The organism is Cupriavidus sp. WGlv3 (assembly GCF_023952475.1).
GTDB lineage: Bacteria > Pseudomonadota > Gammaproteobacteria > Burkholderiales > Burkholderiaceae > Cupriavidus > Cupriavidus phytorum.
Window position 1 is genome coordinate 147,624 of record NZ_JALHRX010000006.1, and the last position, 15,350, is coordinate 162,973.

Genomic DNA, 15,350 nt, shown 5'->3' on the forward strand with positions numbered 1-15,350 from the left:
GGCGTGTACCGCTGCGTCGGCCGGCTTTGCACATATTGCCGCCGGCGCCTTGCACGAATTACGCAGTGTCGCCGGCTTCCCCTGTGGCCTTGCCCTGGCTGGCGCGCCTGAACCGCGTTGGCGCATGCCCGGTCCAGCGCTGGAAGGCACGGCGAAAGGCTTCCTCGCTGGCAAAGCCAAGCTGCTCGGCGATCCTGCCGACGCTCCAGGAGGTGGTGCGCAAGCATTGCTCGGCGTATTCCTGCAGGCTGTGCTCGCGCAATTGCCGGTAGCTGCTGCCGTCCGCCGCGAGCCGGCGGCGCAGCGTCGGTTCGCTGACATCGAAGCGCACTGCCAGCTCTGCCAGCGTCGGCAGCCGCGCGCCATGCACCAGCGCCGCGTGCAGCGTGCCGCGCACTTGCTGGCTCAGCGACACCACTTCGACCGGCGCCCCGACCATCCGGTAAGGCAGGTCCTTCAGGAAAGCCTGAAGCTCCGCGGCCTGGCGCACCACCGGCCGGTCGAGCAAGGCCTGGTCGAACTCGAAGCCGTAGGCCGGGTTGCCGGACGTCACCGGCGCATGGAACAGGCCGAGGAACGGCAAGGCGTCCTCGCGCCGCGAGTGCGCCAGGCTGACACCGGTCGGGCGTATCGGCTGGCCCACCAGCCAGCCGAACAGCAGCAGGTAGAAAAACAGCCCGGTCAGGTCTACCAGGCAGGCGGCCGACGATTTCACCCGCCGCAGCGAATCCATCTGAAAGACCGCCTGGCCCGCGCGCTCGCCCAGGCTGAGCGCGCCGGCGCGCGGATACAGCATTGCGCAGAAATCGGCCGCGCAGTGGATCGCCTCGCGCAGTGTCTGGCAACTCAACACGCAGCGGCACAGCAAATCCACTTCCTGCTTGCACATGGGCGGGTGGCCGTCACCTTTGGCGACCAGCGCTTCCAGCCGCTCGATCGCGGCGCGATAGAGCGCGGTGAACTGTGCCGGCCGCGGCGGTTCGACGGCGGCAGCCGGGACCTCGACGCCCTGCCGCTTCAGCTCGTCCAGCAAGCGCTGCACCATGCCGTGCGGAACAGGGACGGGACTCCCCGGGATGTGGGCGTTCATGGGCGCTGGTCGTGATTGCTTCGGTAGCGGTGATTGATCGTCCGGGTAGGGGTGCGTGGCCAACGGGCCTTCCATAATCGTCCCGGCGGCCATGGAGGTTGCCATGCGCGCAACGCCATGCCTATACGGGACAACCCATGAGAGGACGCCACTCAGCCATGATCCACCTACTCGATGAAATCGTGCTCGCGCCCGGCCAGCTGCCCGCGGTGCTTGACCTGCTGGAATCCCGCTACCTGCCAGGCAGCGCCGCCAGGGGCCTGACGCTGCTGCAGCGCTGGGTGTCGCCACCCGTGGCGCTGCAAGATGCGCCCAATACGTTGTGGCTGCTGTGGCAAGTGCCGGATGCGCCAGCCTATTACGCCATGCGCGCCGGCATTGACGGTCCCGCCCTCGCCTTCTGGTCGACGGTCGGCTCCCTGTGCCAATCCCGCCGCCGCCATGTAATGGCCGCCGCAACAAACGTGCTGCCGCAGCCGAAGGAGCATTGCGATGCGCCTTGAGACTGCGCAACTGCGCTTGCACGCCGCCATTTGCGACGGGATGCCCGACCCCGAGCCAGCCCTGCTCGACCGCATTGAAAGGCTGCCCGGCCTGCACCGGGTGGCGCTCGGCCGCAACCTGACGGGAAGCTGGGGCGCCGGCGACTACACGCTCGATCTGCAATTCAAGACCGGCTCGTCCGGCGCACAGGCCGAAGCCGCCGGCCTCGCGGCGGCGCTGGACGGCATCGCAACGGCCGATCACGTCGCCTATCGCGCGATCGCGGGCGGCATGCGTGCGCCGCACCTGCGTGACGGCATCTGGCGCACGCTGATGTTCCGGGTTCGCCCTGAAGCGCCGCCCTGGCAGGTACACGCGCTGGAGCACGATCTGCTGCGGATGCCGGCGTACATGCCCCACATCGGCAACTGGCGGCTGGCCCGCGTGTTGTCGCCCGGCACATGGACCCATGTCTGGCAGCAGGAATTCGCCGGCACGGACGACCTGCTGGGCGAATACCTGATGCACCCGTTCCATTGGGGACGGGTAGACCGCTGGTTCGACCCGGAGTTTCCGGAATGGACGGTCGAGGCGATCTCCCATGCCTTCTGCCCGCTCGCGACCAGCCTGATTGTCAGCCACAACCATAAGGAGGAAACCGCATCATGACCGCACACGGAAAACTCGCAGGAAAGATCGCACTGGTGACCGGCGCCAGCCGCGGCATCGGCCGTGCCATCGCGCAGCGCTTCGCGGCGGAAGGCGCGCTGGTGGTGGCCAGCGCACGGCGCATCGGCAACTCCGGGGAAGATCCTGGTACGCTGGCCGAGACCGTGGCACTGATCAGGCGGCAAGGCGGCCGCGCCATGGCGCTGGCGGCGGATCTGGAGGATCCCGCGCAGCGCGACCGTCTGGTGTTGCAGGCTGCCGAGGCCGCGGGTGGGCTCGACATCCTCGTCAACAATGCCGGCCTGGCCGAATACAGCCCCATCGATGCAATGCCGCTGGACACCTTCGACCGGACCGTGGACCACTACCTGCGCATCCCGTTCGTGTTGAGCCGCGCCGCGATACCGCTGATGCGCGCACGCGGCGCGGGCTGGATTCTGAACCTGGGCTCGGTCACGGCGCTGTCGCCGGCGCGTCCCTACCAGGACTTTGACCGCGCCGGCGGCGTCACCGCCTACGCGGCGGTCAAGGCGGCCATCAACCGGTTTACCGAAGGCCTGGCCGCGGAGCTGGAGGCCGATGGAATCGCCGTCAACTCCGTGGCGCCGAGCACCGCGATCCTCACGCCGGGCAGCGAGCGCTATATCCCGGACGGCTATCCCACCGAGCCCGTGGAATACCTGGTGGAAACCGCGCTGGCGCTATGCAGCGTGCCGGCACGACTGCACACCGGCCAGATCGCCCATAGCCTGCACTTTCCCCTTGCGCGTGGACTGGAGGTCCGCACGCTCGACGGCAAGGGCGTGCTGCCGCCGCCTGTCATCCCGGCCTGGGCCCATCCGGCGCTCGGCCAGCCCGAACTGGCGGCGAGGTAAGCCTCATGGAACAGAACATGCGCGCGGTGCTGATCGACCGTCACGGCGGCCCCGAGGTCATCCGGCTTGGCGAGGTCGCAAGGCCGGAGCCGGCGGCCGGCGAAGTGCTGATCCGCGTCGCCTGCGCCGGCGTGAATCCCGCCGACTGGAAATGCCGCGAGGGTTATCTGAGCGCCTTCATGCGGGCCGACTTTCCCTTCGTGCTTGGCTTCGATGCCAGCGGCGTGGTGGCTGCGGTCGGCGCCGGCGTCACGGGCTTCGTGCGCGGACAGCGGGTGTTTGCGCAAACCGGGGTCGGCGCCGGCCAATGGGGATCGTATGCGGAATACGTTGCCGTCGGCCAGGATTGCGTGGTGCCGATTCCGGACAACGTCGGGTTCGACGAAGCCGCGGCGGTGCCGACCCCGGCGCTGGCGGCCTGGACCGGACTGTTCGATGACGGCGATCTCCGCCCTGGCCAGACCGTACTGGTGCACGGCGGCGCGGGCGCGGTCGGCACGTTCGCCGTGCAGCTGGCCAGGGCTGCCGGCGCCACCGTCGCCGCCACCTGCAGCGCGGCCCGCCGCGACGCACTCATGGCGCTCGGCTGCGACCTGGCTATCGACTACCGCGCAGGCGATATTGGTGGCGCCGTGCGGGCCTGGGCGCCGGCCGGCGTCGACCTGGTGCTCGACGCGGTGGGATGCGGCACCCTGCCGATGGGGCTGGACCTGCTCAGGCCCGGCGGCATCCTCGTCGCCATCCTGACGCTGGTCAGCGGCGACCACGGCCCCGATCCCGCCGAGGCGGCTCGGCGCGGCGTGCGCAGCGCCGTCGCGTTCAGCAAGATGCCAAGCGGCGTGCGGCTCGCGGAAATCGCCGCGCTGATGAACGACGGACGTTTGCGGCCACCTCGCATCGAATGCCTGCCGCTGGCGCAGGCCGGGGACGCGCTCGAGCTGGTGCGGTCGGGCCAGGCGGCGAGCAAACTGGTGCTGCGTGTCGCCGGGCCGTGGAACGCGTAAAGGATCGAGCGGGCGCTCGCTGCCGCTATCCGGTCCGGGCGGGGCTTCGTGCCCGGATTGCGTCCTCGAGCATGTCGAGCCGGTCCTGGCCCCAGAACAATTCGCCTTCGAACACATAGGTGGGCGATCCGAACACGCCGGCGTCGACGGCCTCATCGGTGTAGCGCCGGTACCGCATTCCCGCTTCGCTGGCGCGCGCCAGCTCCATGACGCCGCTGCCGTCCAGGCCGAGGCGTTCGAGGATGGCTTGCAGCGTCGGCTCGGCCGAGATGTCCAGGTCCTCGCACCATTCGGCGCGGAGAATTGCCTTGTACAACGGAAGGACGGGCAAACCCAGCCCATCGGCAGCGATCACGATACGAGAGCCGAGCTCCGCGTCCGGACACATGTACCTGGGCGTGGAGTTCACGTGGATCCCCAGCTTCCTGCACCATCGCTCCAGCTCGACGATCCGATAGCGCTGCCGCTCCGCTGAACGCTGCCCCAGCAGCACCCCTCCCGTCCGTGCATACACCTCCGGGAGATCGACGGGCTTGTGCCGGATTTCCACTCCCGTGCGGCGTGCCAGCGCATCGAGCCTGTCGGCGCCCCGGTACGCCCAGTCGGAATTGAGCCAGAAGTAGTAGTCGATATGCGCACCGGCGTTCATACCCGCTCTCCCTTTGCCAGCGGGACCGCGTGCCTGGCCCCGTTCACATCGCGCATCAGTGCCGTACTGACAAAGGCGATCACGCTGAGCGCGCCCAGGTACCAGACGATGTACGAGGGGTCGCCGCCGCCATGATTCAACAGCGACGTGGCCACGATGGGCGCCAGGCCCCCGCCGATCGCACCGGACACCTGCACCGCGATCGAGATGCCGCTATAGCGGACCTCGGGCGGAAACTGGGCGGAGAACAGGCTGCCTTCCGGTCCGTACAGGCAGGCGTAGACGAGGCCGATCGCGACGGCCATGGCAATCGTGACATTGCCTGCATCGAGCGTTTGCAGCAGCGCGAAGTACTGCGGCGCAAAGACCAGGATCCCCACGGTACCGGCCATGAATACCCACTTGAAGCTGAAGCGGTCACCCAGAATGCCGAACAGCGGCATGGTGAACATCGCCACCGCAGCGCCCCACACCGTGGCATCGAGCATCACGGTCTTGGCAATGCCGAGCGTGCCCGTGGCGTAGGCCAGGGCAAAGGTCACCACGGTGTAGAACCACGTGACTTCCGCCAGGCGGCCACCGACCACGGTCATGACCTGGCGCGGATAGCGGCGCAGCACCACCAGGGCCGGCATCTCGACCTTCTCGCCCGACTTTTTCATCTGCTCGAAGTCCGGGGATTCGCTCACCTTCGCACGGATGAACCAGCCTACCGCCAGCAGCACCACGCTCGCCAGGAACGGCACGCGCCATCCCCACGTCAGCATGTCCTGCTCCGGCAGCGTCGCGACCATGCCCATCGCCAGCGAGGACAGGATCAGGCCCGGTGCCACCCCTGCCTGCGGCAGGCTGCCAAAGAAGCCCTTCTTGCCTTCGGGTGCGTGCTCGACCGCCATCAGCACCGCACCGCCCCACTCGCCCCCGACGGCGACGCCTTGCAGGAAACGCAGCAGCACCAGCGCGACCGCGGCCCAGTAACCGATGCTGTCATAGGACGGGATCAGGCCGATGAGGATGGTCGGGATACCCATCATGAACAGCGTGATCAGCAGCATGGACTTGCGTCCGACCCGGTCGCCGAAGTGGCCAAAGACGATGCCACCCAGCGGGCGCGCGAAGAAGCCGACCGAGTAGGTGGCAAACGCCGCCAGGGTCCCGGTCAGGGGATCGAAAGAAGGAAAGAAAATCTTGTTGAAGATCAGGGCCGCGGCGGTGCCGTAGAGGAAGAAGTCATACCATTCGATGGTCGTGCCCATCATGCTGGCCAGGCCGGCCGTGATGTAGTGGCGGCGCGAGCGCATGCCTTGTTGCGTGGTCATCGTCTTGTCTCCTTGTCTGTCTGATGCGTGCTGCCTGTGCGTCACGGCTTGACGTACGGCGCGATGCCGTGCGTCTGGCGCGCCCAGTACGCGAACGTGGAGTTGACGATGGACGGCTTCAGCAGGTAGTCGTGAGCCTCGCTGGCCAGCTCGTCATCGACCGGCGTGAGCGGGCCGAATGCCTGCGCGCGGATCTGCATGCGGGCAGCGCGCTCGAGATAGACGGACAGGTAGGTCGCCTCTTCACAGGTCTTGCCTGCGGTCAGATAGCCATGGTGCGCGAGGATGATCGCGCGCTTGTCACCGAGCGCTTCCGAGATGATCACGCCCTCCTGGTCTGCAATCGGAACTCCCGGCCAGTCGCCGAGGAACGCGCAGTCGTTATGCAGGGGGGTCATGTCCATCTGCGCGATGACCAGAGGCTGGCGCGCGGCAGCGAGCGCGCTGGCCCACGGCGAATGGGTATGGATGATGGCGTTGACGTCCGGCCGGGCGTCGTAGACCCACAGGTGGAAACGCGTCGCCGGGTTGGCCATGCCGCCGCCGGTCAGCGTGTTGAGATCGCGATCGACCTCGATAAAGTCCGCCGGCGTCGCTTCGTCGAACCCGAGCCCGAAACGCAGCGTCCAGTAAGCGCCCGGCCGTTCGGAACGGACACTGATCTGGCCCGCCAGGCCGGCCTCCTGCTCCGTCATGGCCAGGATGCGGCAGGCATAGGCCATGGTTTCCTGCGTGCTTCGCGACTGCATCGGCAGATGCTTCGCCATGTCGCTGGACGCGCGCTGATCGAAATACGACTTGTCTCTGAGGGGGGCGTTCATACTGGTTTTCTCCGGGTTTTCCCTGCGACAAGAGGTCGAAAGGATCGGGAACCAGTATCGGATCGGGGGCGCCGGCGAGCTACGGAGCCGGCCTCATAGCAGCTATGTCATGGCTTCACGTGTCCAGCGCCCTGGCAACCTGGAGCGCGCAGGAAAGCAGCGCGGCGGCCAGCGGCAAGGGCTGGCGCTCGGGATGCGCCACCGCCACCATGCGCCGTTTCAACAGCGGCGTATGGATCTTCACCTTGCGCAGGCCATACTCGGCCAGCAGCTTGTCTGGCAGCCGGCTCGGCAGGATGCAGGACCCTACCCCGGCGGAAACCAGCTTGAGCATGGCGTCCACCGTTTCCGCCTCCGCGACATAAGCGCCCTTCAGGCCGGCGCTATCGAGCATCCTTCGCAGCGCATAGCCATGCGGGAAGGCAACCAGGCGCAGGTCGCGGCCGCCCAGGTCGACGCCGGGATCGTCCGCAGCCGGGGCCGTGCTGCCCCGTTCCACCAGGCACATCGTATCGTCGAAGAGCGGATAAACCGCCAGCGAGGCCGTGTCCACCGCGGTATCGTAGGCCACGCCCAGATCCGCCTTGCCGCTTTCCACCAGCGCCACCACCTCCGGCGAGCTGCGTCCCATCATCGACAGGTTGACCCCGGGATGCGCACTGACGAAACTCGCCACCACATCGCCGATGAAGTAATAGCTGACGGTGTGGACCAGGGCCAGCCTGACCGTCCCTTCGGTACTGCCATGCGCGTCGCGGATCATGTCCACGGCGTGATCGATGGCGCGATAGGGCCCTTCGATCGCTTCCTGCAGCTTTTGCCCGGCTTCGGTCAGGGCAACGCCGCGCCCCGTTCGCGTAAACAACGCCTTGCCAAGATGGGCCTCGAGCGCGGCCAGTTGCTTGCTGACGCCGGACTGCGTCTGGTTCAGGTCATCCGCGGCCTTCGACAATGACTTCAGCGAGGCGATACGCAAAAAGCTGCGCAGCAGGCGGTCTGGCGTTTCCATGTCGGGGGCAGGTAGTTTTGCTGCCATTCTGCATGGGGCGTGGCTCTGGCCGCAACCGACACGGTGAGGATCAGTCCAGTCCCTGCGTGACGAACAGGTAGAACTGTTTCGCCATGGCCTGTTCCAGCCTGCGATCCGTCAGCGCGTAGCTGCCGGTCCGGTTGATCAGCGTGAATACGAGCGTGCCGATCATAGACTGATAGGCAAAGCGGATGACACTTTCCAGCTCCGGTGACGGGCCGCACGGGTGCATCTTCGCCAGACGGGGTACCAATTGCTCGACATACTCGAGGTTGACCGCCCGGATCGGGTCATGCGTGGAGGCCCGCTCCACCAGCGAGGCGCGCAGCACGCCTTCATTACGGCACACCCACAGCCTCAGGTTGCGCGCCAGCACTTCGGTGACTTCCCGCAGCGTCCAGGGCCTGGCATCGAGTTCAGCCATGCGGGCGGCGGTCGCTTCCCGCAGCTTGGCGATCAGCAATGTCTGCAGTGCCTTGAAATAGGCTTCCTTGCCGTCGAAGCGTTTGTAGAAGGCACCGGTGGTGACGTTGGCACTGGCGCAGATCTCCTGGATCGAGACCTCGTCGAGGAAGCGACGGCGCAGTAGCCGGCGGCCCGCCTCGAGCAGTTGCTGCGTGGTGCGCATGCCGCGCGTGTTACGGGGCACGGAATATCCGCTGTGGCCGGCAAGGGCGGTAAGGCTTTCACTCATGAGGGCGGGCTCAGGGTCAGGGCAAGGCGCTTGACAATTCTAACAGGCCTCCGTAATCTGAAAAGGTAATGGTAATTACCTTTACCGAACAAGAACAAGGAGACAAGCATGACCCTATCCCCCGCGCCGTCCCAAACCGCGCTTCCCCACGTCGATGCCGCGGAGCGCCAGGTCCGCATCGAATACGTCAACCAGACGCGCGTTGCACCAGGCCGCGCACGCCCTGTTTGGACACTACGGCGCCCTGGCCTGGCCGGCACTGCTGCGCAAGCTTGACCTGGGACCCCCTGGCTACGCCGAATAGACGCGGTAGCCACACCACGGCCCGCTAGCGCTGCCGACAGCGCAAGACCACAACTCTACTGGTGGAGACAACATGCATTTCGATCGTCGCACGGCGCTGCAGCGCCTCGGCGCGGGAGCGCTTGCGCTCGCGACCGCGCCCCTTGCGCGCCATGCGCTGGCGCAATCCGGCTATCCCAGCCGCCCGGTGCGCCTGGTCGTGCCGAATCCCCCCGGCGGCGTGCTCGATGTGCTGGCACGCGCGGTGGCCGACCCGCTTGGCAAGCAATGGCAGCGTCCGGTGGTGGTGGAAAACCGCCCCGGGGCGAGCGGCCTGATCGGCGCCGATGTCGTTGCCAAGGCATCGCCCGATGGCCATACGCTGCTGATGACGGTTACCGCCGTGGTACAGACGCCCTACATGTATGCCAAGCCTCCGTTCGACCCGCTGCGGGACCTGGCCGCGGTGACCCAGCTGTGCTCGACCCATATGGTGCTGGCTGCTTCGGCGGCGGGGCCCCGATCCGTTGCCGAGCTAATACGCCAGGCCAGGGAAAAGCCGGGCAAGCTCACGTATGGCACCTATGGCAAGGGCACCGGCTCGCATCTCTACATGGAGGTCTTCGGCAGCGCCAGCGGCGCCGAGCTTACCCATGTTCCCTACAAGGGCGAAGCGCAGATCATCAACGACATGCTGGGTGGACAGATCGCACTCGGTACGCTGTCGCCGATGACCGTGCGCCAGCACCTGAAGGGCGGCAAGATCATCCCGCTCGCCGTCGCGGGAAGCAGCCGTGCCCCGCAACTGCCTGATGTTCCCACCTTCCAGGAACTCGGCTACCAGGGCCTCTCCGGCCCGGCCTGGTTCGGGCTCTTCACCACCGGCGACACCCCGGCGGCTATCGTCGAGAAGATCTCCGCCGATGTCGGCGCCATCGTCAACGCACCGGCCCTGACGCAGCGCATGGCCGATCTGGGCCTGATTGCCAGGACCTCGCAGCCCGCCGCCTTCGCTGCGCTGGCACGCAACGACCAGGCGATCTGGTCAGCGGTGATCCGCAAGTACGACATCCGACTTGATTGAGCGCAGGCCCGGCCGGCTGCAGCGCATACGCGCCGGCCCTGCCCCCGTTGAATGCCCTCGATACCACCGCCGGTATTGAATCCCGTCCGTTCCCTAAAACAAAGGAGACAGCCATGAATACCTCCACCGAAGCCCTTCCGCGTCAGCCTAGCTATGCTACGCCCACGCCTCACCCCAGCCTGGGCGACGACGTCGTCCTGCAATTGCACCCGAAGGGCATCCCGATGTTCGTGATGCCCGCTTCGGAGCGCTTCAAGACCGATTTCCAGGCCTTCCGGCAGTGGTTCGTCGAACACGAGGACACGCTCGACGAACTGCTGCGGACCTATGGCGCACTGCGCTTCCGCGGCTTTCCCATCCGCGAGACCGAGCAGTTCGCTGCCATGACCGCGCACTACCCGCCGGCGCAAATGGGCTATACCGGCGGCGGCACGCCCCGTGCAGCAGTGGCGGGCAAGGTGTTCGAATCGACCCGCGTCGACGAGCGCTACTCGATCCGCCTGCACCAGGAAATGAGCTACCTGCCCCATTTCCCGTACAAGCTGGCCTTCTACAGCAAGGTGCCCGCCACCACCGGCGGCGCGACTTCGATCTGCGACATCCGCAAGGTCGAGGCGCTGGCGCCGCAAGCCTTGCTGGATGACGTCGAACGCAGAGGCGTGATGTACCGACGGAACTTCCGTGACGGCAGCGCTTCGACCGAAGGCTGGCATCCGGTGCTCGTGGATGTGCATCGCTCGTGGCAAGACGCATTCGGCTCCGCCGACAAGGCCGAGGTGCAGTCACAGGTCGAGGCAATGGGGCTGCAAGGTGAATGGCTGCCGGACGGGAGCCTGCAGACCACCTACGTCAACACAGGCTTCGTCGTGCATCCGGTGACACGCGAGCGGCACTGGTTCAATCAGATCAATCAGTACATGCCGACCGACGCCGACGCGATCTGGCCGGCCCTTTGCCAGCAGTACGGCGACGGCAGTCCCAAGTACAGCGAGGTACGCTACGGTGATGGTGAGCCGATTCCGCTGGCCTTGCTGCACGAACTGCGCCGTGCAAACTTCCTGGTCACCGTCGACGAGCCCTGGCTCGAGAACGAAGTGATGATCCTCGACAACATCATTTGCTGCCACGGCCGCCAGCCCTACACCGGCAAGCGCGAAACCCTGGTGCAACTATTCGGGAGCGGAAGCCATGACTGAGCACGCCACCTTTGCTCACATCGGCGAGAGCACGCGCGAGGACTGGGCCATCATCACGGGCGAGTTCCGCCCCTACGCCGCCAAGCTGGCCGAGCGGGTCATCGAACATCTCAAGGTGCTCGACGGCGATTGCGGCGGCTTCCCGGTCGACCGCCTGACCCACTGCCTGCAGACCGCCACGCTGGCGCACCGCGACGGCCGCGACGAGGAGTATGTGGTTTGCGCGCTGCTGCACGACATCGGCGACACGCTCGGCAGCTACAACCATCCCGACATCGCCGCCGCGATGCTCAAGCCCTTCGTCAGCCCCGAGAACCACTGGATGGTGCTGCACCACGGCATCTTCCAGGGCTACCACTTCTTCCACAACCTGGGGCTCGACCCCAACCTGCGCGACCAGTACCGCGACCAGCCCGAGCTGTTCGAGCGTACCGCGGAGTTCTGCGCCAGATACGATGCGCCGGCCTTCCGCAAGGACTACGACACCTTGCCGCTGTCGTTCTTCGAACCCATGCTGCGTCGCGTGTTCTCCCAGCCCCGCCATTCGATGTACGTGAAAAAGGATGCGCAGGCCACGGCATGACCGCCAGCGCGCGGCCGCTCCCGCGCCGCGCGCGTCAGCACCAGACAGATGCTATGACGACCAATAACTTCATCGACACAGAAGCCCTGAGCCGTTCCGTGCCCGACCCGGCACGCGTGGCCATGCTTACCGAAGCCGTCCGGCAAGGTGATCCGCTTGCCGAGGCCGTGATTGCCGAACTCGATGCGCTAGGCGCGGCCGCGCGCGACAAGCTGGCCCACGCCCTGCGCCATGGACTGGATGCGGTCGATGCGCCGCCACCAGCCATCGCGGCCTTCGTGCGCGCGCTGGAGCAGGTGCCGCCCGGTATCGACACCGCGCTGGTGGCAGCCGGCGACCGGGCTTCGATCTCGATTCCGCCGTTCTGGCACTCGATTGCGCTGGCGCTTGCCTCGCTGCTGCCGAACCACACCAACATCCGGGTGGCGAAGGTGCTGGCCAACACCGGCAACCTGGCCTATGCCGCCGGCCGTCGCCTGGCGGAAACCGCGACGTGGCGCATCCACGCAACCTCTCCCGGCGGGCTCGCGCGCGGCCAGGCGGGCTACATCGGCACCATACAGGTCCGCTTGCTGCATGCGCGCGTGCGTACCGCGTTGCTGCGCCGCGGCTGGGATGTGCGGGCCGACGGCGTGCCGATCAATCGCGCCGACACGCTCAATACCTGGCTCGACTTCACCGTGGTGCCCTTCAGCGCGCTGCAGCGCCTGGGCATAGACCTGAGCGCGGATGAGGAAGCCGCGCTGTACCGCTACTGGGGATACGTCGGTCACCTGCTAGGCATCGATCCGGACTGGTGCGCGCAGATCACCAGCCACAAGCAGGGCGCTGCCTGGCGCGAAGCCTCGCTGGCAACCCAGCAGATCGGCCTGGACGACAACGTTCGCGCGATCCAGGGCGCCCTGGTGGACACCGTCGCCGAACGGCTGGCCGCGCTGATGCCCAACGGCCCCGCTTCGGTCGCCCGCGAGCTGGTGTTTGCGCTGGCACGGCGAGTCCTTGGCGATGCTGCGTGCGATGCCATGGAATGCGAGCCCTCCACGCTTGGCGGCGTGGTCGACATGTTCGTTGCGCAGAACGCCGCGTCGCGGCGCGAGTACCGCGAATCCCAGCAAACGTGGGGCCGCTATCTCGAGCGAAACAGCGAGCAGTATCTGCAGATGGCCGCGCACCTGCAGGGACCGACGACTTACCAGAAGTCGCTTGCCGATCCACCGGCAGCGGGTACGACGCCTGTCACGGCGGCCTAGGATGGCAGGGGGCCATCGGCCGGCACTGCAGTTCGAGCCGCCGTCGATCTGGCATGCTTGACAGGGGTACAGGGCTGCTCCCGCAGCGGTCACTAACGCTGACTTACCGTGACCGGCACGATCTTTTCCAGCCGGTCCAGCAATAGCTCCTTTTGCTGCTCGGGCAGTCTGACCAGGCTGGGATACATGTTGATCAATGCCATCCGTTGCGCGGGTGACCGGGTACGCAGCAGCATGAGCAAGCCTGCCTTCTCACGGTCCGACAGCGATGACAGGTGCGGTAGCGCGCCAAGTTGCGCAAGCTCTGGGGAGTCTGCAGCAGGCACGGCAGTTTCGTCAGGCACAGCCGAAGGTGCCGGGATTTCCCGCGCAGGCGGCGTGCCTTGCGCAGCGAACGGACTCTGTCCTGATGACGCTTGCTGCGGAGCGGTCATGGATACCGGAGCCGGATCTCCTCCTCCGCATCCGGCGAGCAGCAGGCTGAACCCCAGCATCCACGGGACCTGCCGGTAGTGGTGCGGCGCAGGTGAGACGGCCCGCACGCAGTCATTGAGGTGAAGGTCTTGTCGCATGGCGAATCATCCAATGATTCAGGAAAAGGCAGGCGTGGTACCGCACGCAATGACGGTACCCGCCGTAGCCGATTGCCGCGTGCCCGCAGTGCTGGCACGCCTTCCCAATGGCTCAGGACGCTCTCGCCGGTGTCGGATGTTCCGGTATCAGTCGAATGTGCCGAAGCCTGTGCCAGGCCGATCAGGGACCAACGATGCTGATATAAGGCTGGGTGAAGCCGGCGAAGGTGACCGTATATACGAAGCTCGTAAGGGTCGGGGTCCCCAGCAGCAGCTTGGTCCAGTTGCCGTTGGGGCAGACAGCCGCGTTCTGTAGTTCCGTGGCGGTCGGCGCCGACGTGCTGAGCGGCGGCACGACCAGTTGCCCGTTCCGGGATGGCCGCAGGGTTCCCGAGGAAGTCGCCTCCGTGGTCTGGGTCTTCACCTCGACGATCTGGCCGCCACGGTTCTGGCACTGCACCGTGCCGGAGTAAGTCGCCGACAGAATCGCTGTCGCATTGGTATTGCCCACGCCTCCGATGGTGGTCCCGGTACAGCTCACATCGAGGGATGAATCCACCGCGCATACGGGCTCGGCAGAGCCGTTGGCATAGTGGGCCCCGTTTGGCCCATTGGCGGCGATGGTGTCGGCCCAGGCTGCGGGGGCGGCCAGCAACGCAGCCAATGAAACCAGGGCTAGATTCTTCATGTTCGTCTCCAGAGAATCTATTGCCCCCGGATGAGAAATAACGGCTTGCTGTTTACGTTGTTGTTCTTTAATCGATCAAGTAGATGCAGGGTTTTCCGGTTCCGCTCCAGTTCTGTAATTGCGTACTACCAAATAAAGTGGCCAAAAATATTCGTGCGCCCGATAACGAGGGGGTTTCGTCCCTGGCGACGTCGAAAATTATAGTTAAAGCGGGGCCTCGAACCGGGGATTTTTTCTTCTCGCTTTGTGTAATTTCGCACCCTATCCTTGCGGGCCGCGCTGCCCCACCACCTATGCTTGATGTTTATGGCCGCGCTGGTCTCAAGCGCCGGCGAACCATTGCCCGGCGGGCCTGGAATCCACGGGGCAAGCGCAAGTCCGTGATCACCGCGCGCCGCTCCTTGCGTGCCTGAGTTTGCGCAGCCTGGCTGCCGTACAGACCCAACTGCATCTTCCACCGACCTGGTCATCCATTGTGGTGGGCGAACTCTTTCGCACCTCCAAAGGCAAAATGGCAAGACCCCGCCACACGCCATACCCAAAATGGATGATGGAACTTCGACGTTGCCAATCTAACCTTCCGGTGTAAATCGACGGAGGGAACAATGATTACTTTTGACCGCACCGAGAAGGGCATCCGAAGCTCTCGTCTGATGGCCATCGCCATGGTATTTGCGCTGGGCCTGAGCGGATGCGGTGGTTACGGTGATGCCAAACCGACTGCTGTTCCGGAGGATTCCATTAACTATTCATTTAATCAGAAAGGAGGTACTGGCTGAATCGAAGGAGCCGCGCCCACGCGTGGCGTGGCGTAACCCGTAAGAGCCGCTGGTGGGTACGTCTCGCCCGAGACAGTGCTGAGCCTGCAGCGGCGCCAAGCGTGTTGTCGCATGACTCAGGCCGGGTACCGGCAACTGGCGGTATTCCGGCGTGGGTGTCGGTATGGAACCAGGGCGCCATCGACACGCTTGGACTTACCATTGACGACTGGATCCACAGGTAAGCATCGCGACGATCCGCACCCAGATCAAGTCGATCTACGCCAAGACCAATATGCAGCG

17 protein-coding genes are annotated in these 15,350 nt (G+C 65.8%); 9 read left to right on the top strand and 8 right to left on the bottom strand.

What is annotated here, in order from left to right; genetic code table 11:
- Positions 1 to 58 precede the first annotated feature (58 nt).
- Positions 59 to 1,090, bottom strand: a complete 1,032-nt coding sequence (locus tag MKD38_RS13090; RefSeq protein ID WP_252677408.1) for an AraC family transcriptional regulator — start codon at positions 1,088 to 1,090, stop codon at positions 59 to 61.
- Positions 1,091 to 1,248: 158 nt separating this feature from the next.
- On the opposite strand from MKD38_RS13090, the gene MKD38_RS13095 reads away from it, so the two are divergent.
- From MKD38_RS13095 to MKD38_RS13110, 4 genes are read left to right on the top strand one after another with little or no spacing between them, the layout of a single operon-like run.
- Complete coding sequence (locus tag MKD38_RS13095; protein ID WP_252677410.1) at positions 1,249 to 1,593, top strand: hypothetical protein; 345 nt, start codon at positions 1,249 to 1,251, stop codon at positions 1,591 to 1,593.
- On the top strand, positions 1,583 to 2,242 hold the full coding sequence (locus MKD38_RS13100) for a Dabb family protein (protein ID WP_252677411.1): 660 nt from the start codon (positions 1,583 to 1,585) through the stop codon (positions 2,240 to 2,242). The genes MKD38_RS13095 and MKD38_RS13100 overlap by 11 nt, the downstream gene beginning before the upstream one ends.
- A complete protein-coding gene (locus tag MKD38_RS13105) occupies positions 2,239 to 3,117 on the top strand; it encodes an SDR family NAD(P)-dependent oxidoreductase (RefSeq protein ID WP_252677413.1) in 879 nt (292 codons plus the stop codon). Before MKD38_RS13100 ends, MKD38_RS13105 begins: the two co-directional genes overlap by 4 nt.
- A gap of 17 nt (positions 3,118 to 3,134) precedes the next feature.
- On the top strand, positions 3,135 to 4,121 hold the full coding sequence (locus MKD38_RS13110; RefSeq protein ID WP_252677414.1) for an NADP-dependent oxidoreductase: 987 nt from the start codon (positions 3,135 to 3,137) through the stop codon (positions 4,119 to 4,121).
- Positions 4,122 to 4,146: 25 nt separating this feature from the next.
- Here MKD38_RS13110 and MKD38_RS13115 read toward each other — a convergent pair whose 3' ends face one another.
- The 5 genes from MKD38_RS13115 to MKD38_RS13135 form a co-directional block, all read right to left on the bottom strand.
- Positions 4,147 to 4,770, bottom strand: coding sequence for a 2-hydroxychromene-2-carboxylate isomerase (locus MKD38_RS13115; protein ID WP_252677415.1), 624 nt, complete (start codon positions 4,768 to 4,770; stop codon positions 4,147 to 4,149).
- Positions 4,767 to 6,089, bottom strand: a complete 1,323-nt coding sequence (locus MKD38_RS13120) for an MFS transporter (protein WP_252677416.1) — start codon at positions 6,087 to 6,089, stop codon at positions 4,767 to 4,769. Before MKD38_RS13120 ends, MKD38_RS13115 begins: the two co-directional genes overlap by 4 nt.
- A gap of 41 nt (positions 6,090 to 6,130) precedes the next feature.
- A complete protein-coding gene (locus MKD38_RS13125; protein WP_252677417.1) occupies positions 6,131 to 6,910 on the bottom strand; it encodes an aldolase in 780 nt (259 codons plus the stop codon).
- 115 nt (positions 6,911 to 7,025) lie between these two features.
- Positions 7,026 to 7,919, bottom strand: coding sequence for a LysR family transcriptional regulator (locus tag MKD38_RS13130; RefSeq protein WP_252677418.1), 894 nt, complete (start codon positions 7,917 to 7,919; stop codon positions 7,026 to 7,028).
- A 70-nt stretch (positions 7,920 to 7,989) separates the two neighbouring features.
- Positions 7,990 to 8,634 (bottom strand): TetR/AcrR family transcriptional regulator, encoded by a 645-nt coding sequence (locus MKD38_RS13135; protein WP_252677419.1) that lies wholly within the window; start codon positions 8,632 to 8,634, stop codon positions 7,990 to 7,992.
- Between the two features lie 376 nt (positions 8,635 to 9,010).
- On the opposite strand from MKD38_RS13135, the gene MKD38_RS13140 reads away from it, so the two are divergent.
- From MKD38_RS13140 to MKD38_RS13155, 4 genes are all read left to right on the top strand, one after another.
- On the top strand, positions 9,011 to 10,000 hold the full coding sequence (locus MKD38_RS13140; protein ID WP_252677421.1) for a Bug family tripartite tricarboxylate transporter substrate binding protein: 990 nt from the start codon (positions 9,011 to 9,013) through the stop codon (positions 9,998 to 10,000).
- A gap of 113 nt (positions 10,001 to 10,113) precedes the next feature.
- Positions 10,114 to 11,196, top strand: coding sequence for a TauD/TfdA family dioxygenase (locus tag MKD38_RS13145; protein WP_111520411.1), 1,083 nt, complete (start codon positions 10,114 to 10,116; stop codon positions 11,194 to 11,196).
- Positions 11,189 to 11,779, top strand: a complete 591-nt coding sequence (locus MKD38_RS13150) for an HD domain-containing protein (protein ID WP_111520412.1) — start codon at positions 11,189 to 11,191, stop codon at positions 11,777 to 11,779. The genes MKD38_RS13145 and MKD38_RS13150 overlap by 8 nt, the downstream gene beginning before the upstream one ends.
- Before the next feature lie 53 nt (positions 11,780 to 11,832).
- A complete protein-coding gene (locus tag MKD38_RS13155) occupies positions 11,833 to 13,029 on the top strand; it encodes an oxygenase MpaB family protein (RefSeq protein ID WP_252677423.1) in 1,197 nt (398 codons plus the stop codon).
- A 92-nt stretch (positions 13,030 to 13,121) separates the two neighbouring features.
- On the opposite strand, the gene MKD38_RS13160 is transcribed toward MKD38_RS13155, so the two are convergent.
- Positions 13,122 to 13,601, bottom strand: a complete 480-nt coding sequence (locus tag MKD38_RS13160; protein ID WP_252677425.1) for a hypothetical protein — start codon at positions 13,599 to 13,601, stop codon at positions 13,122 to 13,124.
- Positions 13,602 to 13,782: 181 nt separating this feature from the next.
- Positions 13,783 to 14,289, bottom strand: a complete 507-nt coding sequence (locus MKD38_RS13165) for a hypothetical protein (RefSeq protein ID WP_252677426.1) — start codon at positions 14,287 to 14,289, stop codon at positions 13,783 to 13,785.
- A gap of 605 nt (positions 14,290 to 14,894) precedes the next feature.
- Between MKD38_RS13165 and MKD38_RS13170 the strand changes: the two genes are divergently transcribed.
- Positions 14,895 to 15,068, top strand: a complete 174-nt coding sequence (locus tag MKD38_RS13170) for a hypothetical protein (protein ID WP_252677427.1) — start codon at positions 14,895 to 14,897, stop codon at positions 15,066 to 15,068.
- The last annotated feature ends 282 nt before the right edge of the window (positions 15,069 to 15,350 follow it).